Genomic DNA, 19,319 nt, shown 5'->3' on the forward strand with positions numbered 1-19,319 from the left:
GTCAAACCCCTTGAGTGTTCCAGCGTGCGTGGAGGTGACGACCGTCCTGGCTGAGCAATGCGCCGTACATGTCCGGACGGCGGTCGCGATAAATGCCCCAGGTCAAACGGTCTTCGCGCATGGCCGCCAGATCGAGGCTGTGCACCAGCACGCCGGTACTGTCGCGGTCAGCTTCGGCAAGCAACTTGCCCTTGTGGTCGCTGATGAACGAAGAGCCGTAGAAACCCATTTGCAGCATCGGATCCGTGCTGGCGGTTTCGCGCCCGACCCGATTGCACGCCACCACCGGCAGCAGATTCGCCGCCGCATGGCCGCGCATGGTCATCTGCCAATGGTCGCGGGAATCCAGCGTTGCGCAGCCCGGTTCAGAGCCGATCGCCGTAGGAAACAGCAGCACCTCGGCCCCCATCAGCGCCAGACACCGCGCGGTCTCGGGGAACCACTGATCCCAGCAGATGCCCACGCCGAGACACCCGAACGCGGTGTCCCAGACTTTGAAACCGGTGTCGCCGGGGCTGAAATATTCCTTCTCCTGATAGCCGATGGCGTTGGGGATGTGTGTCTTGCGATACACGCCCAGCAAGCGCCCGTCGGCATCGGCCACGGTCAGCGAATTGAAGTAGGCATTACCGGCCTTCTCGAACCAACTCAACGGCAACACCACGCCCAACTCGCGGGCCAGCGCGGCGAAGCGGTCAAGTACGTGGCTGGCGCGATACTCCTGCGCCAGCGCAAGGTGTTGGTGGTTCTGCTCGATGCAGAAATACGGCGTGGCAAACAGCTCCTGCAACAGGATCACTTGCGCACCTTTGGCAGCGGCCTCGCGTACCAGTTGTTCGGCGCGGTCAAGGTTGCCCGGCAAATCCCAGGTGCACGGCATCTGCGTGGCGGCGACGGTCAGCATCGTCATGTTTCAACCCTCCAACGACCAGGCTGGTTGCTGCTGGGTGATGCAATGCACACCGCCGCCGCCATGGGCCAGATGATTGATGCGTACCGGCACCACTTCGCGTCCCGGGAAAGCCTGTTCCAGCACTTTTGCGGCAATAGTGTCGGCCTCGATGCCGTACGCCGGCATGATGATCGCGCCGTTGGCGATGTAGAAATTGGTGTACGAGGCGCAGAACACTTCGGCTTCGCTGTCGACCGCTTCGGAGGCTTCGAACAGTTCGATCAGTTCGAATTTACGGCCGCGAGCATCGGTCGCCAGTTCCAGTGCGCGCCGGTTTTCCCGCGCCACTTCGGCGTACACCGAGCCCTGAGCGTGAGTCGCATCGACCAGCAACACGCCGGGCCGGGCGAAGGCGCAGACGCCATCAACATGGCCGTCAGTCATGTCGCCGGTCACGTAGTCCGGATCGCCCGGCAGCCAGATGGTTTTCTTCACGCCGAGCAGGCGGCTGAAGATTTCTTCCATCTCGGCTTTGCTCACGCCCGGGTTGCGATTGGGGTTGAGCAGCACCGATTCGGTGGTGATCAAGGTGCCTTCGCCGTCAACGTGGATCGCCCCGCCCTCATTGCTCAGCGGCGTGCCGAAGCATTCCAGACCGAGGTGATTGAGCGCACGACGCGCCACGCTTTCATCCAGGTCATGGGCTGACTTGCCGCCCCAGGCATTGAAGCGCCAGCTGACACCGGCCAGCCCTTGTTGCGGATGGCAGACAAAACTTGGACCGGAGTCACGGAACCAACTGTCGTTGACCGCCAACGGGATCAGCTCGATGTTCGGCCCGCACAACGCTTTGGCGCTGGCAATCGCCGACGGATCGACGACCATTTTTACCGGTTCGAAGCGGGCGATGGCATTGGCCACTCCGGCGAAATCCTTCTGTACCAACGGCAAGGTCACGCGCCAACCGGACTGCCACAGTGCCTCGTTATGCGGCCAGACCATCCACGTCGCCGCGTGCGTCACCCATTCCGCCGGCATCATCCAAGCGCTGTTTTTGTTGTCGTTGTGCTGCATGATATGCCTCGTCAGTTAAGCTGTTGTGTTCACTGAGCCCATGCTACGGACGCGCAAACAGGCAAACAAACGATGGATTTAGCGCACAACTGATTAGAGGAACTTATCGATATGCTCAAACACTGGCCTCCGCTCAGCTCGCTGCGTGGCTTTGAAGCCGCCGCCCGGCTGGGCAGTTTTCACAAGGCTGCCGATGAGTTGAACCTCACGCAGTCGGCAATCAGTCAGCAGATCCGCAGCCTCGAGGCGTACCTGGAGCAACCGCTGTTTTTCCGCAGTGGTCGCAGCGTGGCGCTCACCGATGCCGGGCACGATTTGCTCAGCACCACGCAGGCGATGCTGCAACAATTGGCCGTGGGCATTCGTCGTCTCGGGCAGTATCAGAAGCCCAATCAACTGGTGCTCAACACCACGCCGGCGTTTGCCCGCCATTGGTTGTTGCCGCGACTGGGGGAGTTTCGCCGCGAGCATCCGCAGGTCGATCTGTGGATCTACAGCACCGATGAAGTGCCGGACATGGCCAGCCAGACCATCGATCTGGCGGTGCGTGATGACATCAGTTCACAAGCGGAATGCAGCTTCAAAGTGCTGCACACCGATCGCCTCTACCCGGCGTGTCACCCCAACGTGTTGGCACTGCCCATCGCGCAACGCACCACGTTGCATGGTGAGCGCGAAATGGACTGGAGCCATTGGGCGGTAGAGGCCGGAATCGATGTGGGCCAACAGGATCAGGGGCTGAACTTTTCTGATCCGGGCTTGCTGCTGGATGCTGCTTGCTCCGGGCTCGGCATCGCGCTGGTGAGTCAGTTGCTCAGCCGTCAGGCGCGGGCTGACGGCGTGTTGCTGCCGTTGGTCGAGGACACTATTCGCGGTCCGAACTGGGCGCTATTGACTCACCGTGACAGTGAGAATGATCCGCTGGCACAGCGTTTTACCGCTTGGCTGTCGGACCATCTGCAGTCAGCCTGATCATCGTTTAAACGAAGGAAAACACACCGGCACCGAGCCGTCCTTCCAGACGCCCGAACAGCACGTAATGCTGATAGCCACTGGAGAAAGAGCCGTTGCGAACTGCCTGCCGGACATCGTCGTTCAATTGAAGGTATCGATCTTCATCGAAGTCTTCGGCACTGACTTCACCGGCCCGGCCGAGTTGTTTGCTATCAATCGGCAAACCCGCAATGCTGCGCTGCTGGAAATCGATCATGCGATTGATTGCATGGCTTTCAAGCGCGCCCTTGCCGGGATACATCGCGTAGATGTGCATCCCCTTCTTGACGCACCGGTTGCACATGTCGGTGCAGTTTTTCTGGGTATTTTTACGCTGCATCAACTCATCGACAGCGATGTCGAGATACTTGCCGACCTGGTATTCGCTTTGATTGAAGATCGTGCAACACAGCACCGTATTGCCGTTGCAGTCGATCACCAGCCAGTTATCTTTGAGCGTGCACGCTTGCTTGTGGAAGTGCTGCACAATATTGACCAGATCATCGTAAGGCGGCAGTGCCAGCCTTTTCAGGGTTTCGTGGTCGGTTTCGGTCACAGAAGGATCGTGTTCGACAATGGCCAGCACTTTCTCCAGCGGCATCATCACGGAATAACCCGTAGTGAATGCGAAGCCGAGACGCTCACTGAACTCGCGCATCAGCGTTTCTTCTTCCAGGTTGTCCAGATAACGATGGTAATAAACCTCGACCTGGGTACTCAGACCCTGCCGCTGCACTAGCTCACTCAGGGTGATCATGTTCTGTTTTACAACTTCGATATCGCCCCCAAGATGCCCCTTCGAGTAGGTCTCCTGGTAAAACCCTGACAGCGAGATACGGAAAAACCCTGGCTCGGCCAACAAAGCTTTTTCCATGTTCTTGGCGAGGTTCAGGTTAGTGCTGACGCCACTGTTCATGCCCGCCGCATTGATGATCTCGATGAACTCGCCGACCTTTGGATGCACCAGAGGCTCAGTCCAGTTGTAGAGAAAGATGGAGCGAACGCCTTCACGTTTGGCCTTCTCGACAATCGCCCGGAACATGTCGAGCTGCATGGATTTCTTGAAATTGAGGTTCTCCGAATTTCCCATCGGGCAAGAGGGGCAGCTCAGATTGCAGGCGCCGACGATATCGATGTACATATTCATGAGTGAAATTCCTTGAACCCAGAGCTTTTCTGGTCAACGCCTCAGGTCTGCGGACGCCAGCAGTGTTAGTTATTTGACGGCTTCGGAGCGAGCAAGCAAAAAGTACACCAGTCACTTTTTACGCCATTAACTTCACTACCCAATCGATAAACACTCGCAACTTCAAACTCACATGCCGGTTTGGCGGATACGCCACATAAAGTGGCATCGGCGCCAACTGCCAATCTTCGAACAGCGGCACTAACTCACCGCGCGCTACATGGGCGTCGGACATATACGTGGGTAGCCAAAGCACACCCATTCCCGCCAGGCCTGCCGCGAGATAGGCATTGCCGTCATCCACCGCCAGTACATGGCGCCCTTTGATCTGCAGGTTTTCACTGGCGTTATGCAAGGCATAAGGCACGGGTTTGCCGGTGCGCGCCCACAAGAACCCAACGACCCGATGATGTGAATCTTCCAACTCTTTTGGGTGTGCCGGAGTGCCGGCACGCGCCAGATAGTCGGGGGCGGCAAACACGCCCAGCGGCAGATCCGCGACTTTGCGGGCCATCAGTGACTGGTCCAGCAACTCGCCGCCACGCACCACGCAATCAACGTTCTCATCGATGATGTCGACGATGCGATCGCTGACGCCCATGTCGATCTGAATCTCTGGATAGCGCGCATGAAATTCAGGCAATGCCGGCATCAGAATCAACCGCGCAAACGGGCTCGGCACATCGACGCGCAACCGTCCGCTGGGGATCGCCGCCACGCCGGGCAGGCTGGTTTCGGCATCATCCATATCGGCCAGCAGTTTGATCACGCGTTCGTAATATGCCGCGCCGTCGGCGGTGACGTTGACCTTGCGCGTGGTGCGGTTAAGCAACTTGACCCGTAATCGCGCTTCCAGTTGCTGGACGAGTTGGGTCACGGTGGTCTTGCTCATGTGCAGGGTGTCGGCGGCTTTGGTGAAACTCCCCGCCTCGACCACCCGCGCAAAAGCCTGCATTGCATCGAAACGATCCACTTATCAATCTCCGATTGTTTGGATTTCACAAACAGTGAACGCCAAGGTTGCGCGTTTATCCGCTCAGCGCAAGCCCCTAAAGTCACACCATCAACTCACTGATGGAGACCCTCATGACTCAGCGCGATGTCGTTTTTCCAGCTGGCCGCCAAGCACTTTACGAGCGCAACCGCTATTCCCCAGCCGTGCGCTCGAATGGCTTTCTGTTTGTCTCGGGTCAAGTCGGCAGCACCGAGGACGGCACGTCGGAAGCGGATCTGGAAACTCAGGTGCGCCGCGCCTTCCAGAATCTCAATGCGATCCTGAACGCTGCCGGAAGCAGCTTCGACGACGTGGTCGACGTGACAATATTCATCGTCGATCCGCAGTCGAAGTTCGAGACGATATGGAATCTGGTGCTTTCGGAGTTCTGGGGCGATGCGCCGCATCCGACCGTGACCGCCGTCGGCGTGACCTGGTTATATGGCTTCGATTTCGAGATCAAAGTCATCGCCAGATGCCCCGAAACCCATTGATCCCCCTTTTGTAGGAGCTGCCGAAGGCTGCGATCTTTTGATTCTGATCTTTAAAAACAAGATCAAAAGATCGCAGCGTGCCGCAGCTCCTACAGGAATTTTTGTAGTTCAGAGAGGTAATGGGCGGTCTTGAATGACGCGCTTCATCACCAGCGTCGAGGTCAGGCGCTGGACGTTGGGCAGCGTCGACAGGCGTTCGTCGTACAGCTGCTGGAAGGCTGGCAGGTCGAGCGCGACAACGTGGAGCAAATAATCCGGTTCGCCGAACAGGCGTTGGGCTTCGACGATCTGCGCGATTTGCGTCACCGCCTCTTCAAACGATTCGACTGCCTGGCGATTGCCTTCACGCAGGGTCACAAACACCATTGCCGAAAAATTCAGCCCCAAGGCCGCCGGCGCCAATTGTGCGCGATAGCCGACAATTACCCCGGAGTCTTCCAGTGCTTTGACTCGCCGATGACACGGCGACAAGCTCAAGCCGACCCGATCTGCCAGTTCGGTGATCGACAAACGACCATCCGCTTGAAGCTCGGCAAGAATCTTCTGATCAATCCGATCCATTCGAATCTTTCTCCCCTAAGTCACAGCTTTTACTGGAATAAACAGGAAAAGATTCTAGCCCGATTTGAATATTCTTTTTCACGGACTTGATAACCACTTCAACCGGGAAAAATATGACCCTGAGTATTCTTGCTGCCTTCTGGGCGGTGTCTTTTCTGTTTGTGATCACCCCCGGTGCCGACTGGGCCTATGCCATCTCGGCAGGCCTGGCCGGCCGTGTGGTGATACCGGCAGTGGCCGGTTTACTGCTGGGCCACTTGCTCGCCACCGTGATTGTCGCTGCTGGCGTCGGAGGCCTGATCGCGAGCAATCCGACGGCAATGTCGGTGCTCACCCTCGGCGGCTCGATGTACCTGCTGTGGCTGGGCTGGAATATGCTTGTGCATCCCTCGGCGCCCCGCGTAGCCGAGGCCAAGGCGGCCCAATCGCCGGCACGCTGGACCGTCAAGGGTGCCTGCGTCAGCGGCCTCAACCCAAAAGTGTTCCTGCTGTTCCTGGCACTGCTGCCGCAATTCACCGATCCCGACGCATCGTGGCCGGTGCCGATGCAAATTATCGCGCTCGGCCTGTTGCATGCGTTCAGTTGCGCGGTGGTCTATCTGCTGGTGGGATTCGGATCTCGCGCCGTATTGCAGACACGTCCCGCCGCCGCGCAATGGGTCAGCCGCCTCTCGGGGGTGATCATGATCATCATTGCTACGCTGTTGTTGATCGAACAGATAGCGCGTTGATCCATGCATCCGCTCCCGGGGAACCCTGGCGTAAAACTTCGCCGCACACTGTGCTGGTCTTTGAGCCATAGGCTGCGTATAACCTCGCCATTTCGTCTAACCTGACTGCGCGCCTGCGCTGATTATTCTGCGCAAGCGCACCGACATTGACGCTCATGAAACGGAGATCTCCATGCTCAAGCAAACCCTGGCATTGACGGCCGGCCTGGCCCTGTCCTTTTCCGCACTGTGGGCGCAAGCCGCAGACGTATTGAAGGTCAGCGCCATTCCCGATGAAGCCCCGACCGAACTGCTGCGCAAGTTCGAACCGCTGGGTGCCTATCTGGAACAGCAATTGGGCATGAAGGTGCAGTTTGTGCCGGTGGCCGATTACCCGGCAGTGGTTGAAGCGCTGGCGACCGATCGCCTGGACATGGCCTGGCTGGGCGGCTTCACGTTTGTTCAGGCACGCTTGAAGACCGATGCCACGACTCCGGTGATCCCGCTGGTGCAGCGTGAACAGGATGCGCAGTTCACCAGCAAGTTCATCACCGCCGACCCGAATGTGCATAGCCTCGCGGATCTGAAAGGCAAGACTTTCGCCTTCGGCTCCGTGTCGTCGACTTCGGGCAGCCTGATGCCGCGCTACTTCATGCTGAAAAATGACGGTATCAAGCCTGAAGCGTATTTCAGCCGCGTCGCCTACTCCGGTGCCCATGACGCCACCGTTGCCTGGGTGCAGGCGGGCAAGGTCGATGCCGGCGTATTGAACGCCAGTGTCTGGCAGAAACTGGTGGATGCCGGCAAGGTCGACACCAACAAGGTCAAAGTCTTCGCCACCACCCCGACCTACTTCGATTACAACTGGACCGTACGCGGCACGCTCGATCCGGCGCTGGCGGCGAAGATCAAAAAAGCCTTCCTCGATCTCGACCCGGCCAACCCAGAGCAGAAGAAGATCCTCGATCTGCAAGCGGCTACCCGCTTCATCGACACCAAGCCTGAAAACTACAAGGGCATCGAGGAAGCCGCCCGCGCTGCCGATCTGCTGAAATGACCCTTCGGCTTACCCAATGCAGCCTGCGCCACGCCAATGGAGTCGATGCGCTTCGCGGCATCGACTTGCAGATTGGCGGTGGCGAACAGGTCGCGATCATCGGCCCGTCCGGGGCCGGTAAATCGACATTGCTCAATCTGCTGGCCACCGCCCTGCGCCCGAGCAGCGGTGAGGTCGAGGTGCTGGGCGAACGCGCCTGGCACTTGTCCGCCCGCCAGCGGCAACGCCTGCGCGCACGAATCGGCCTGGTACATCAGGCTCCGCCGTTGCCGTTGCGCCAGCGCGTGGTGACGGCGGTGCTCGCCGGCAAACTCGGGCAATGGAGTCTGGGCAAAAGTCTGCTGAACCTGCTGCACCCGCTTGACGTGCCCGGCGCTCGTGCAGCGCTGGCACGCCTTGATCTGGGCGACAAACTGTTCGCCCACTGCCAGCAGTTGTCCGGTGGCCAGTTGCAGCGTGTCGGCATCGCCCGCGTGTTGTATCAGGCACCGGAAATTCTGTTGGCCGACGAACCGGTGTCGGCGATGGACCCGGTCATGGCCGGGCACACGCTGTCGATCCTTTCGCGCCATGCGCGCGAGCATAACGTCACCCTGGTGGCCAGCCTGCACGCGGTGGATCTCGCGCTGTCGCACTTCCCGCGCATCATCGGTTTGCGTGACGGGCAGATTCTGTTCGACAGCCCGGCCGATCACGTCAGCCATGAAATGCTCGATGCGTTGTACGCCAACGAAAAACTGCAATCGCCGGCCGCTGCGCTCGCGCCTTTGACTGTGCAGATCCCACGATGCTGAGAGTCGATTCACGCGATCCCGCCGCCTGGCCACGATTGCTGCTGACGCTGCTGGCCATCGTTTTACTGTGGCCGGGCATTCAGCTCAGCGAACTGGATCTGCGCGTATTGCTGCCCGACAGCCAGAATGAAATGGGCCGCTTCGTCGCGCAGTTCTGGCCACCGGCGCACGACGAAGCCTTCGTGCAGTTGCTGCTTAAAGCAACCTTGCAGACCCTGGCAATCGCCACCGCCGGCATGGCGTTGGCGCTGCTGCTGGCCGTCCCTGCCGGCCTGCTCGCCAGTCGCGCCTTGTCGCTGTCCGCTGCTTCACGCGGTGGCGTGCCGAGTCGCCTCGGCCGCTTGTTGCGCTGGCCGGTGCGCGGCTTGTTGATCTTCCTGCGCAGCGTGCCGGAGATTGTCTGGGCGTTGTTGTTTGTGCGCGCAGTCGGCCTAGGTCCGGCGGCGGGTGTACTGGCGATTGCCATCACCTACAGCGGCATGCTCGGCAAGGTCTACGCGGAAATTTTTGAATCCACTGACCAACGCCCGGCGCATGCACTGTTGCAATCGGGCAGTGGTCGACTGGCCAGTTTTGCCTATGGAATTCTGCCCAATGTCGGCGCGGAGTTGCTGTCGTACACGGTCTATCGCTGGGAGTGCGCGATCCGTGCTTCGGTGGTGATGGGTTTTGTCGGGGCCGGTGGGCTGGGTCAGCAAATCGACTTGTCGATCCGCATGTTTGCCGGCGGTGAAGTCGCGAGCATTCTGCTGACCTTCCTGCTGCTGGTGCTGGCGGCCGATCAACTCAGCCGTCTGCTGCGCTGGAGGCTGGCATGAATCGCCTGATCAATCTGTTGCTGATCGTCGGCATCGCGTTGGCGGTTGTCGCTTCGTTCGCTTATCTGAGCCTTGATCTTGGTGAGCTGGGCAGTGCCACCAGCCTCAAGCAGATGGGCGCGTATGTGCAGCGTTTTCTCAGCCCGGACTTGAGCGCCGATTACCTGAAAGCGATTTTCCACGGTTCGCTGGAAACGTTAGCCATGTCAGCCTTGGGTACTTTGCTCGCGGCGCTGTTCGGCATCGTCCTCGCCCTGCCCGCTGCCGGGCGTTTCGGCTGGCCGCTGCAAAGTACATCGCGCTTGCTGCTGAACGGCCTGCGGGCGATTCCGGAACTGGTCTGGGCGGCGCTGATGGTACTCGCCGCCGGCCTCGGCCCCAACGCTGGCACGCTCGCCCTCGCCCTGCATACCACTGGCGTGCTTGGCCGGTTGTTTGCCGAAGCGCTGGAAAACACCCCGCCACAACCGGCCGAGGCGATCCGTTTGCAGGGCGGCCACCCGGTTCTCGCGTTCTGCTATGGCACCCTGCCTAACCTAGCCCCGCAACTGCTCGCCTACGTTTTGTACCGCTGGGAAAACAATATCCGCATGGCCAGCGTATTGGGTTTCGTTGGTGCGGGCGGATTGGGGCAGATGTTGTATGTGAGCCTGAGCCTGTTTCAGGAAGCGCAGGCCAGTACGGTGATTCTGGCAATGCTGGTGCTGGTGTTTGCGGTGGACTGGTTGAGTGCCTGGAGCCGCCAGCGCTGGGTCAAAGCGTAGGCGGCCCGGTTCGGTCAGTTCAGCGAGAGATTGTGTTGGGTGGCCGCGTCGACGTTGATATGACTGAAACGCCCGTGGTGATCGAAGAGCAAGTAATCGGCCCCCACACAGCGTACCTGCGCACCGTGCACAGGCCATTGCAACGTGGCGCAGAGTTGGTCGCTGTCGCGATGAATGAAATGCAAGCGCATCTCCTGATCATTGATCAGGTAACGGATCAGCATCCATTGGCCATGCAAATACACGTCAAGCGAATCGAATTCTTCGCCACCCAGCCCCGGCAACCGATAGCCCCTGCGCCCGCCGATCCATTCCACCACCAGCACAGGGTCTTCATTGTCGGCCAGTTTGAGTTGTGCGCCGAGTACTCGACCATCGGTGTCGAGCACCTGGAAACTGCCCACTGGCACGGCCGGCATCAAATCCCGAGTGATCAATCGACGCTCGGGCAAGCGGTAATGCCACAGGTACAAGCCCTGGTCCGGATGAGTCAGCCACAACAGTTCGTTTTGCGCATCATCTTTCATGCCGCAGACCTGACCCGGCAAATCGCTGACATGCCACAGCGTTTCGAACCCATGATCGACATCCACCACCCGCACCTGCCGACCCCGGCCAATGGTCCAGGTCAGACCATCGAATGACCGGGCGAACACATCGAACATCTGCACACCGAGATCCGTCGCGTTGCGCGTGACCAGATCGAGCTTGCTGATGCGCCAGACATCATCGCGCCGGGCCAGCACCAACACGACCTGGCGGTCATGAGCCAAGACGATGTTGTGTGCCGGCACCGGGAAATGGCACAGGGTCTGGCCGTGCGTATCGATGACCACCGCCCCCGCCTCGCCCAACGCGAGCAAGTAACGCCCCTCCTCCAGCGGCACCGCGTCGAGAATCTTGCGGTTGCCCATGAACGGAGCTGTCCATTCAATTGGCTCAGCCACCTTCGACAGCGGCACCTTCGCGGCGAGTGTCGGCAACGCTCCCGGCAGATCGGCCTGCAACAGCTTGTCCTTGCTCATGCTGACCAGTGCCTGCAATTGCAGATGCGACAAGCGCCCATGGCCGTCGATCTGGTCGGCCAGCACCGCGTGCACGATCGCAGCAGCCAGCCATGCCAGTGCATTCACGTGAGTCTTGTGCTGCAACAAAATCTCCGCCAATGCGCCGCGCTCGGCATGACGCGCCGGATCATCGCGCAGTTGCTCGACCCACTCGGCATACGCCTGCAAGGTATCGGGCAACAGCGCCGCCCGTTTGACCAATGCGCCCAACGCCAGCGTGCCGCCCGCCGCTTCGGCATCCAGCAGCCACCGGGCGGCGCGTTCGCGCTCTGCGCTCAGTGGCCAGATCACTTCGACGGCTTGCAGCCAGAGGCCTTTGCGGGTCAACGATTCTGCCCACTCCAGACGCAAACGGTCGGCGCTCTCCGGCCACTTGCCTTGCAGCAATGTCACGGCGGCCGCAAACGCGTCGTCACGTCGGGCGACCAGCAAGGCGCGCTGCCAGTTATCGGCCAGACACAGCAGACGCACGATCATCGCGGACGGCATATCCCAGGCCAACGCGAGGTCGGCGGCTTGTTGCAGGCGGCCGTGCTTCTCCAGATAGTCGAGCGACTCCTGACGCACCTTCAGCAGTTCGGCGAGCACGAAGACTGCTTCCTCGATGCGACCCGCGCGATCAAGGCGCTCAAAGGTCTGCCGGTAGATCTGCCGCAGATGTAATTCCATGTCGTGTTCAAATCGGATCGAACGCGTAGGCCCACGGCGGTGGTCGATCATCAGATCCTGACGTCGCTGCGGCGTACCGAACGACTGCTCGCCGCTGCTCTGGTCGCTGCCCAATGGAATCGCGTGACGCAGCGCTTCTTCGAAATCGCCGTCCTCGAACATCTCGAGCATGCGCCGCATGTAGGCGGCCTGACGCTTGCCATACAGGGCTGACAAACGCGAATTTTCAGTCAGGCGAGTCACCCAGCGTCGCCAGCGCGACGGCTTGGGTTGGGCCGGTGTGGCGCGGGCGTCGATGCCGGGTTCGGCGGCACGGGGAACCGAAGGCTGCACCGGCACTGGCCGGCGCAACACGTGGCGCAGCCCGGCCAATATCAGGGTCAGGGCAATGCCACCGATCAACGTGCCGACCACGATGCCGCTGATTTGCACCGATACCGGCGTCGCTGTCTTCGCTGGCAAGCCTTGCAGGCCAGGATTTTGCCCCTGCGATCCCATCCAGAAAACCGCGATCAGAATCACCAGGGTCACACTGAGCTTCAGCCACGGCAAAGGCGTATCGGCCGATTGCGTCCAACCCGTTTCTTTCGCCGTAACGGCTTGATGGACCGGCTCCTTCACGGCTTTTTGCTGACGCTCCAGCAAGGCTTTCATGACCTGTGCCTGCTCCGGGCTGACCGGACGCAACGCGTCGCCGAGAATGTCCCGGACGTCGGTGACCACGGCTACGGGCTCAAGCACTGGCTCCGGCAGAACGTTGCGACAGTCATAGGTGTCGAGCAAGGTGAGGCCATTGATGTCGAGCCAGTCACCCGGTGCAAGGGTCACGGCATCGCGCAAATACCGGGCACTGACGTGACTGCCGCGCACCAGCCACAGGTCGGCAACCGGCAGGTTGCGCATTTCCTGCGGATCGAGCAGCGCCGAACACAGTGCGTTGCCCTGGCGAATCAGCGGCCAACCGGTCAACGCCTCGCATTGCACGGCGACGGGCTGGCGAAAGCGCAACAAATCGCCGTCGGCGAAACGGTAGGCCCGGGCCTCGGTTTGCCAGTGTTCGAGAAGCTGCCGGGCGCGTTCGCTTTGGTCGAAACGATCGGCGGCAAACCACAGGCCTTCAATGTGCTGATGACCGGTCAACAGCGGGCGGCGGATCAATGCTGTGTCATGCTCAAGCATCGCTGCCTTCCTTCTTGTACGGCTGATCGTTGCAGAATACTTGCAGGCGCATCAGGCGCTGCGGCACCGAATACACCAGCAATTCGCGGCTGCTGGTCAGCACGGCGAGCACGCCACTCATGGGGCAAAAGCTTGATTTGGCGATGGTATCGGTAGTGGTGAACAACACGCGTTGCTCGCCTTCGTAATGGATGGCTACTGCCTGCCGACCGAGTAACAGAAGGGAATAGGGCTCATTTTCCTGTTTCAGCAGGCCTATACCTTTCCAGCCTGGGGCCAGGTCAATTCTTTGCGTTTCGAAAGCAGAGCCGTCCGCCGACACCACGCGCCAGCTCTGGCACTCGTCGTTTTTCATAGTCAGCAACGCACAGCCATCGAGATACCTGCGCCGCCCGCCGACAAACAGCACCTCACTGATGTGCTCGGCCAGACCTACGTCAACTGCAGCCGAGACCTCGCCGTCAGCGTCAACCGTATGTGCGTGCAAGCGATTACCTTCGCGGCGCACATAAGTCGCCGTGCTGCCGTAAGTCTTGGCCAGACCCACGACATTATTCGCCAGGTGATGAGTATGGCGGGGTATCGGCTTGGCGGGTGAGCGCCCGGTCGCCACCATCCAGAACGCCAGATGCCCCTGGGCGTCAAGCAAAAACAAGCGGCCGCTCGAGTGATTGCGTAATCCGACTACCGAGAGAAAAGTGGCGGTGCCCGGCGGCAGTTTCAGCTCTTCGGGGCAAGGTTTGTCGACCGGTTTAAGGCCTGGCATGTTCCAGAACGACAATTTCCACTGGTCACTGAGAACCGCACCCAAGGCTCTACCAAAGAACGTCGGCGCCAGCGGTGTTTGCCCGACAGCCCACAGATTGCGGCGCACCTCGATTGACTTCTTCTGGTTTTGCGCCGGCAGCTTGATCACCACCATGCCCGGTTCATCGAGCATTTTCATGGCGACATGGGTGCCCGTGCTGGAAACCACTGGCGGCAAGGTCAGCGAAACACGCGGAACGCATCCTTTGGCGGCAGGCGCGGTCGCCACCACTTCGCCTTCGAAATGGCCTTTGAGCAACTGCAAGGCCAGGCGCTCGTCGGGCATCGGCAAGGTCACACGCCGGGAGTCCGCCGCTTGCAGATCGACCAACAGACTGCACCCATCGAGGCTGCGCGATACCTGCACGCGATGGGTGCAGGACAGGCCCTCGGTCACGGGCAAGCGCTGGCCCACCAGCCAGCATTCGCCGACGGGCTCCGGTTGCGCCTTCAAGCCGTCACGCCAGGCCTGCCAGTGCCCGGCGTCGACGGTTTTGAAGGTGTGGGCACTGAGCAAGCCTTTAAGTTGTGCAGCGCTGTCGAGCGCATGCAGTTCCGGCATCTGCTGCAAAATGCCCCAGCGCAGCTCGGCGCCGGCGTCTCTGGCGCGACGTGCAAGGAGGATCAGCAAGGCCATGTGCAGCAGACGCGCAGCGCCCAGTTGCAACGGCCCGGCATCGAACAACACCACCATCAAGCGGCTGGCCTGATGCGAGCGATATTGGGGCGCGAGAAACAAATGCTCGCCCACCACCGCCCGGCGCAGAAACTCGTCAGGCACCTCGTCCGCCAACAGCCATTCACTCGACAACAACCGCTCATAAGGGCCGCGACGTTGCAGATCGGCCAAACCATCGGGCTCGGGCACTCCGCCCTGCTGTTGGCCACGCAGCGGACCGAGCAGCGGATCCAGACGCCCGAACAGGTCAGCAAACAGCGGCAGTTGTTCCGGAGCAAACCATTGCAGCCAGTCGCGCCAGGGTTGCAGCGATTCCGGTAATTGCATCAGCGGCCCGCCCAATAAGCATCAATGCGCTGCAAATGCTGCGTCGTCACCGGCAACAAACGATCCAGCGGCACCACGGCGGCGGGCTCGCGCCAGAGCAACAGCGGCGCCCGTGTGAATCGGCTGGACAGCGCCTGTCCCAGCAGGTCTGTCGGCCGGTCGGGCTCCCAACTGGTCGGCAGCCACAGCCCCGGTGCGCGATCGTCCATCGCCGCGTACGCCACGCCATCGACCCACGGCAGATCCGCCGCGACACCGGTCACCACCAACACGTCGCGATTGGCCGTGGCCTGCAAGCGCCCGGCCTGCTCCTCGGGAGTCAACAGCAACCGAGCGAGCAAGCGCCGCGCAACGTCGCCCCATGCCACGGCGGCCTGGGGTTCGACCGGTGTCCGCCGTGACTGCCAGGCCCAACTCATCGCTTTGATCGTCATGCTGCAGACGTCAGCAAACGCGCCACCTGACCGCGCACGTCCTGCAACGACGACGGAATGGTCTGATCATTGAAGTTGGCATCGATCTCACGCAACAGACCTTCGAGCAACGTACTCGCCGGTGGCTCGCTGCGCGCCAGATAATCCTCACCGGTTTCGAGCAGGCGACTGAGCCGCGACATCGGTTGCAAGGTCGCCTCTTCCACGGCGCTGAACAGATGGCTATTGCTGGACTGCGCGAAGATCTCGCGCAGCACTTCGCGGCCATGTTGCTGGGTTTCCTTGGTCGGCAGTACATACAGCAACGGCCACAGGTCTGCGTCGCTGGCCTCCAGACGTCCGCCGAGCAACGCTGCGGCGGCGATCAGGCGCTGTGATTTGACGATACGCCGATCCGACAACTGAATGCCGGCCTCGCGCAGACGCCGAATGGCCTGAGCCAATGCCGGGCGAACGGCCGTCAGGTCGACGTTTTTCAAAGCCTGGCCGAGGGTGTCCAGTTGGCTCAGGCCCAGCAGTTGTTGCACCGGTCGCTGCTCGGACTGCCAGCCACCGGCGAGCATCGCTTCGAGCTGATTGTCCGGCACCGACTCGACAAACAGATGCAGCAGGAAACGGTCACCGAATGCCGCCAGCGCTTCATCATCGGGCAGGCCATTGGAGGCGCCGACGCACACCCGCAACGGGCACTGGATCTGCGTGTGGCCACGGCGGAAGCGGCGTTCGTTAAGCACGCCGAGCAAGGTATTGAGGATGGCCGTCGAACCGAGGAAAACCTCATCGAGAAAGACGATATCGGCTTCCGGCAGCATGCCGCTGACGTCGGTTTCCACCGTGCCTTCGCGCAGCTTTTTCAGGTCGACCGCGCCAAACAGTTCCGAGGGCTCGGTGAAGCGCCCCAGCAGGTATTCGAAGTAGCGCCCGCCCATCGATTGCGCCACGCGCCGCACCACCGCGCTTTTCGCCGTACCGGGTGGGCCGATGACCAGAATGTGCTCCTGCGCCACAGCGGCCAGCACGATCAGCTCGGCCAACTGCTCACGTCCCACCAGACCTTCGGTGGCGACCCGCACGGCCTGACGGATTTGCGCGGCAGCGCTCTGTAATGAAGCGTTCATGGACATCTTCCCTGAAATTGGTTTTTTGAAGGGTGGCTGATCGGCTGCTATCGGCCGCCGACAGCTGATCTTTAGTCGACGCTGCTGGCGAGTGGATATCTGCCAGAAGCTGATTATGCTTGAGGAAACCGCACAGCAATGCGCGGTCGTCAGACTGTGCAAGATTCACGCGAGAGCAATGGCGGCATTTGCCACAAGGCCAGAGTGCGATAAGCAGTAACGGGGGACTCCGGCCTACAACAATAAGCACGACGGAGAACACCCATGGCTACAATCGACACAGCATCCACCGGCAGCCCACCGCGCAGCGGCGGCATCACCAAGGAGGAGCGCAAGGTCATCTTCGCTTCATCGTTGGGCACGGTGTTCGAGTGGTACGACTTTTACCTCTACGGCTCACTGGCGGCGATCATTGCCAAGCACTTCTTCGCCGGTGTCAACGAAACCACCGCGTTCATTTTTGCCCTGTTGGCGTTCGCAGCGGGCTTCGCGGTGCGGCCGTTCGGTGCGATCGTGTTCGGCCGACTCGGCGACATGATCGGGCGCAAACACACCTTCCTGATCACCATCGTCATCATGGGTGTCTCGACGGCAATCGTCGGTTTGCTGCCCGGCTACGCGACCATCGGCGTTGCCGCGCCGGTCATTCTGATCACTCTGCGCTTGCTGCAAGGTCTGGCGCTGGGCGGTGAGTATGGCGGCGCCGCAACTTATGTGGCTGAGCATGCCCCCCGCAACAAGCGCGGCTTTTTCACTTCGTGGATTCAAACCACCGCGACCCTCGGCCTGTTTCTGTCGCTGCTGGTGATTCTCGCTTGCCGCACCGCGCTGGGCACCGAAGCGTTCGAAGCCTGGGGCTGGCGGATTCCGTTTCTGCTGTCGATCCTGCTGCTGATCGTCTCGGTGTACATCCGCCTGCAACTGAGCGAGTCGCCGGTGTTCCAGAAAATGAAGGCCGAAGGCAAGGCGTCGAAGGCGCCGCTGACTGAATCCTTCGCGCGCTGGGACAACCTTAAAGTGGTGATCATGTCGTTGCTCGGCGGTACGGCCGGGCAAGCAGTGGTCTGGTACACCGGGCAGTTCTACGCGCTGTTCTTCCTGTTGCAGACGCTGAAGATCGACCCGCAGACCGCCAACCTGCTGATCGCCGGTTCGCTGCTGATCGGTACGCCGTTCTTCGTGATCTTCGGCAGCCTCTCCGACCGCATCGGACGCAAGCCGATCATCATGGTCGGGTGCATGCTGGCGGCGCTGACCTATTTTCCGATCTTCCATGCGCTGACCCAGTACGGTAACCCCGACGTGTTCATCGCCCAGGAGAAAAACCCGGTCAAGGTGATCGCCAATCCCGATCAGTGCTCGTTCCAGTTCGACCCGGTGGGCAAGGCCAAATTCACCAGTTCCTGCGACCTGGCGAAAACCCTGTTGGCGAAACGGGCGATCCCTTATGAGAACGTGATCGCCGAACCGGGCACCGTCGCGCAAGTGCGCATCGGCGACAAAGTCGTCGAAAGCTTCGAGGGCAGCGCCCTGCCCGCCGCTGACTTCAAGACCCGCAACGACGCCTTCACCGCCACCCTGGGTACTGCACTGAAGGACGCCGGGTATCCGGAAAAGGCTGACCCGGCGAAAACCAACTACCCGATGGTGCTGCTCCTGCTGACCATCCTGGTGATCTACGTGACCATGGTTTACGGGCCTATTGCGGCGTGGCTGGTCGAGCTGTTCCCGACCCGTATCCGCTACACCTCGATGTCACTGCCTTATCACATCGGCAACGGCTGGTTCGGCGGCTTCCTGCCGACGGTGGCTTTTGCCATGGTCGCGGCCACCGGAGACATCTATTACGGGCTGTGGTACCCGATCGTGATCGCGGTGATGACGGCGATTCTCGGAACATTCTTCCTGCCGGAAACCAAGGACCGCGACATCCTCAAGGACTGAACCCGATGCCCCTGTAGGAGCTGACGCAGGCTGCGATCTATTGATCTTGTTTTTAAAGCCAGGATCAAAAGATCGCAGCCTGCGGCAGCTCCTACAAATACAGAATGCGATCAACCGGTGGGCGTGGCACTTTCGCCACCGCCGCTACCATCCGTCGCCACCTGTCAGATCTGACAGGTGCGCAAATCCTCATTTAGCGCTTTGATAGCTCCTGCCCGTTGCCATGCCACAGGAGCTTGATTCATGACCACCTCAACCCCAGCAGACAACACCGTTCTCGCCCTGAGCCCACCCCAAGTCACCGGCCAGACCGAGCCCGTGGTCGGCGCAAACATCGGCGTGCCACTGGTAGCCTACGACCTGGTCACTGACGGTGAAGGCGCTGTTGTCCTTGTCGATCCGCCATTGTCTGGCACCATGGAACCCGGGGATGTCATGGAGCTTCGGCTCAAGGACGAGCTGGCCGCACTGGACAGTAAAACCATTGAAGATCCGGACGTGCGCACCAGATTGCGCATTCCCAAGGGGCGGCTGCTTCCGAATCGGGTCAACGAGCTCTACTACACCATCACGCGAGGCAGCCAAAACAGGGGCACCCTCGACCCACCGCTCACCATCCTCTACAACAAGATCCGTCCAGGCCTCAAGGACAAGTACGACGCCTCCGGTGGCCACTCCGAACTCAAACTGCTGCTGCCCGACGTGATCAAGAACGGTGTCGGTGCGGATTTCGTCAGCGCCGATGTCTGCGTGTCCTA

General features: G+C 60.6%; 17 protein-coding genes and 1 pseudogene. 9 read left to right on the top strand and 9 right to left on the bottom strand.

Features of this window, described 5'->3' with window-relative positions; all coding sequences use genetic code 11:
- Position 1: 1 nt before the first annotated feature.
- Positions 2-910, bottom strand: coding sequence for an N-carbamoylputrescine amidase (gene aguB, locus ACIOWE_RS10905; protein ID WP_401390857.1), 909 nt, complete (start codon positions 908-910; stop codon positions 2-4).
- Between the two features lie 3 nt (positions 911-913).
- Entirely contained in the window at positions 914-1,966 is a 1,053-nt protein-coding gene (locus tag ACIOWE_RS10910; RefSeq protein ID WP_401390860.1) for an agmatine/peptidylarginine deiminase, read from the bottom strand.
- Positions 1,967-2,077: 111 nt separating this feature from the next.
- Between ACIOWE_RS10910 and ACIOWE_RS10915 the strand changes: the two genes are divergently transcribed.
- On the top strand, positions 2,078-2,938 hold the full coding sequence (locus ACIOWE_RS10915) for a LysR substrate-binding domain-containing protein (RefSeq protein ID WP_401390863.1): 861 nt from the start codon (positions 2,078-2,080) through the stop codon (positions 2,936-2,938).
- A 7-nt stretch (positions 2,939-2,945) separates the two neighbouring features.
- Here ACIOWE_RS10915 and ACIOWE_RS10920 read toward each other — a convergent pair whose 3' ends face one another.
- Together ACIOWE_RS10920 and ACIOWE_RS10925 are read right to left on the bottom strand one after the other, a co-directional pair.
- The gene (locus ACIOWE_RS10920; protein WP_401390866.1) at positions 2,946-4,106 is read right to left on the bottom strand and encodes a radical SAM/SPASM domain-containing protein; all 1,161 of its coding nucleotides are present in this window, start codon (positions 4,104-4,106) and stop codon (positions 2,946-2,948) included.
- Between the two features lie 118 nt (positions 4,107-4,224).
- Complete coding sequence (locus ACIOWE_RS10925) at positions 4,225-5,118, bottom strand: LysR substrate-binding domain-containing protein (protein WP_401390869.1); 894 nt, start codon at positions 5,116-5,118, stop codon at positions 4,225-4,227.
- Positions 5,119-5,231: 113 nt separating this feature from the next.
- On the opposite strand from ACIOWE_RS10925, the gene ACIOWE_RS10930 reads away from it, so the two are divergent.
- Complete coding sequence (locus ACIOWE_RS10930; RefSeq protein ID WP_401390872.1) at positions 5,232-5,633, top strand: RidA family protein; 402 nt, start codon at positions 5,232-5,234, stop codon at positions 5,631-5,633.
- 108 nt (positions 5,634-5,741) lie between these two features.
- Here ACIOWE_RS10930 and ACIOWE_RS10935 read toward each other — a convergent pair whose 3' ends face one another.
- The gene (locus ACIOWE_RS10935) at positions 5,742-6,194 is read right to left on the bottom strand and encodes an Lrp/AsnC family transcriptional regulator (protein WP_401390875.1); all 453 of its coding nucleotides are present in this window, start codon (positions 6,192-6,194) and stop codon (positions 5,742-5,744) included.
- 113 nt (positions 6,195-6,307) lie between these two features.
- On the opposite strand from ACIOWE_RS10935, the gene ACIOWE_RS10940 reads away from it, so the two are divergent.
- From ACIOWE_RS10940 to phnE, 5 genes are all read left to right on the top strand, one after another.
- On the top strand, positions 6,308-6,925 hold the full coding sequence (locus ACIOWE_RS10940) for a LysE family translocator (protein WP_401390878.1): 618 nt from the start codon (positions 6,308-6,310) through the stop codon (positions 6,923-6,925).
- A 172-nt stretch (positions 6,926-7,097) separates the two neighbouring features.
- Positions 7,098-7,961: a putative selenate ABC transporter substrate-binding protein gene (locus ACIOWE_RS10945; protein WP_401390881.1), complete on the top strand. Its 864-nt coding sequence runs from the start codon at positions 7,098-7,100 to the stop codon at positions 7,959-7,961.
- Positions 7,958-8,755 (top strand): phosphonate ABC transporter ATP-binding protein, encoded by a 798-nt coding sequence (locus tag ACIOWE_RS10950; RefSeq protein WP_401390883.1) that lies wholly within the window; start codon positions 7,958-7,960, stop codon positions 8,753-8,755. The genes ACIOWE_RS10945 and ACIOWE_RS10950 overlap by 4 nt, the downstream gene beginning before the upstream one ends.
- Positions 8,749-9,573 (top strand): ABC transporter permease, encoded by an 825-nt coding sequence (locus ACIOWE_RS10955; protein ID WP_201238357.1) that lies wholly within the window; start codon positions 8,749-8,751, stop codon positions 9,571-9,573. The genes ACIOWE_RS10950 and ACIOWE_RS10955 overlap by 7 nt, the downstream gene beginning before the upstream one ends.
- A complete protein-coding gene (gene phnE / locus ACIOWE_RS10960; RefSeq protein ID WP_401390887.1) occupies positions 9,570-10,337 on the top strand; it encodes a phosphonate ABC transporter, permease protein PhnE in 768 nt (255 codons plus the stop codon). Before ACIOWE_RS10955 ends, phnE begins: the two co-directional genes overlap by 4 nt.
- A 14-nt stretch (positions 10,338-10,351) precedes the next feature.
- Here the strand turns inward: phnE and ACIOWE_RS10965 are convergent, their stop codons facing one another.
- Genes ACIOWE_RS10965 through ACIOWE_RS10980 form a run of 4 tightly spaced genes read right to left on the bottom strand, consistent with a single transcriptional unit; the run spans position 10,352 to position 16,617 of the window.
- The gene (locus tag ACIOWE_RS10965; protein ID WP_401390889.1) at positions 10,352-13,252 is read right to left on the bottom strand and encodes a bpX6 domain-containing protein; all 2,901 of its coding nucleotides are present in this window, start codon (positions 13,250-13,252) and stop codon (positions 10,352-10,354) included.
- Complete coding sequence (locus ACIOWE_RS10970; RefSeq protein ID WP_401390892.1) at positions 13,245-15,065, bottom strand: hypothetical protein; 1,821 nt, start codon at positions 15,063-15,065, stop codon at positions 13,245-13,247. The genes ACIOWE_RS10965 and ACIOWE_RS10970 overlap by 8 nt, the downstream gene beginning before the upstream one ends.
- Positions 15,065-15,499 carry a hypothetical protein gene (locus ACIOWE_RS10975; RefSeq protein WP_401390894.1) on the bottom strand — a complete coding sequence of 145 codons (435 nt, stop codon included), beginning with the start codon at positions 15,497-15,499 and terminating at the stop codon, positions 15,065-15,067. The genes ACIOWE_RS10970 and ACIOWE_RS10975 overlap by 1 nt, the downstream gene beginning before the upstream one ends.
- Positions 15,496-16,617: an AAA family ATPase gene (locus ACIOWE_RS10980; RefSeq protein WP_401390897.1), complete on the bottom strand. Its 1,122-nt coding sequence runs from the start codon at positions 16,615-16,617 to the stop codon at positions 15,496-15,498. The genes ACIOWE_RS10975 and ACIOWE_RS10980 overlap by 4 nt, the downstream gene beginning before the upstream one ends.
- Positions 16,618-16,881: 264 nt before the next feature.
- Here ACIOWE_RS10980 and ACIOWE_RS10985 point away from each other — a divergent pair, with 264 nt between their 5' ends.
- Positions 16,882-18,561, top strand: a complete 1,680-nt coding sequence (locus ACIOWE_RS10985) for an MFS transporter (RefSeq protein WP_201238362.1) — start codon at positions 16,882-16,884, stop codon at positions 18,559-18,561.
- Positions 18,562-18,804: 243 nt separating this feature from the next.
- Positions 18,805-19,319, top strand: a pseudogene (locus ACIOWE_RS10990) (hypothetical protein); the annotation flags it as partial.

Source organism: Pseudomonas sp. NPDC087598 (assembly GCF_044743525.1).
Taxonomy (GTDB): Bacteria; Pseudomonadota; Gammaproteobacteria; order Pseudomonadales; family Pseudomonadaceae; genus Aquipseudomonas.

What these genes read in the sequence shown, in the direction of transcription:
- aguB (WP_401390857.1), bottom strand. Translation starts at nt 910, where the DNA reads ATGACGATGCTGACCGTCGCCGCCACGCAGATGCCGTGCACCTGGGAT.
- ACIOWE_RS10915 (WP_401390863.1), top strand. Translation starts at nt 2,078, where the DNA reads ATGCTCAAACACTGGCCTCCGCTCAGCTCGCTGCGTGGCTTTGAAGCC.
- ACIOWE_RS10945 (WP_401390881.1), top strand. Translation starts at nt 7,098, where the DNA reads ATGCTCAAGCAAACCCTGGCATTGACGGCCGGCCTGGCCCTGTCCTTT.
- ACIOWE_RS10955 (WP_201238357.1), top strand. Translation starts at nt 8,749, where the DNA reads ATGCTGAGAGTCGATTCACGCGATCCCGCCGCCTGGCCACGATTGCTG.
- ACIOWE_RS10985 (WP_201238362.1), top strand. Translation starts at nt 16,882, where the DNA reads ATGGCTACAATCGACACAGCATCCACCGGCAGCCCACCGCGCAGCGGC.
- ACIOWE_RS10965 (WP_401390889.1), bottom strand. Translation starts at nt 13,252, where the DNA reads ATGCTTGAGCATGACACAGCATTGATCCGCCGCCCGCTGTTGACCGGT.
- phnE (WP_401390887.1), top strand. Translation starts at nt 9,570, where the DNA reads ATGAATCGCCTGATCAATCTGTTGCTGATCGTCGGCATCGCGTTGGCG.
- ACIOWE_RS10970 (WP_401390892.1), bottom strand. Translation starts at nt 15,065, where the DNA reads ATGCAATTACCGGAATCGCTGCAACCCTGGCGCGACTGGCTGCAATGG.
- ACIOWE_RS10930 (WP_401390872.1), top strand. Translation starts at nt 5,232, where the DNA reads ATGACTCAGCGCGATGTCGTTTTTCCAGCTGGCCGCCAAGCACTTTAC.
- ACIOWE_RS10935 (WP_401390875.1), bottom strand. Translation starts at nt 6,194, where the DNA reads ATGGATCGGATTGATCAGAAGATTCTTGCCGAGCTTCAAGCGGATGGT.
- ACIOWE_RS10910 (WP_401390860.1), bottom strand. Translation starts at nt 1,966, where the DNA reads ATGCAGCACAACGACAACAAAAACAGCGCTTGGATGATGCCGGCGGAA.
- ACIOWE_RS10950 (WP_401390883.1), top strand. Translation starts at nt 7,958, where the DNA reads ATGACCCTTCGGCTTACCCAATGCAGCCTGCGCCACGCCAATGGAGTC.
- ACIOWE_RS10980 (WP_401390897.1), bottom strand. Translation starts at nt 16,617, where the DNA reads ATGAACGCTTCATTACAGAGCGCTGCCGCGCAAATCCGTCAGGCCGTG.
- ACIOWE_RS10920 (WP_401390866.1), bottom strand. Translation starts at nt 4,106, where the DNA reads ATGAATATGTACATCGATATCGTCGGCGCCTGCAATCTGAGCTGCCCC.
- ACIOWE_RS10975 (WP_401390894.1), bottom strand. Translation starts at nt 15,499, where the DNA reads ATGACGATCAAAGCGATGAGTTGGGCCTGGCAGTCACGGCGGACACCG.
- ACIOWE_RS10940 (WP_401390878.1), top strand. Translation starts at nt 6,308, where the DNA reads ATGACCCTGAGTATTCTTGCTGCCTTCTGGGCGGTGTCTTTTCTGTTT.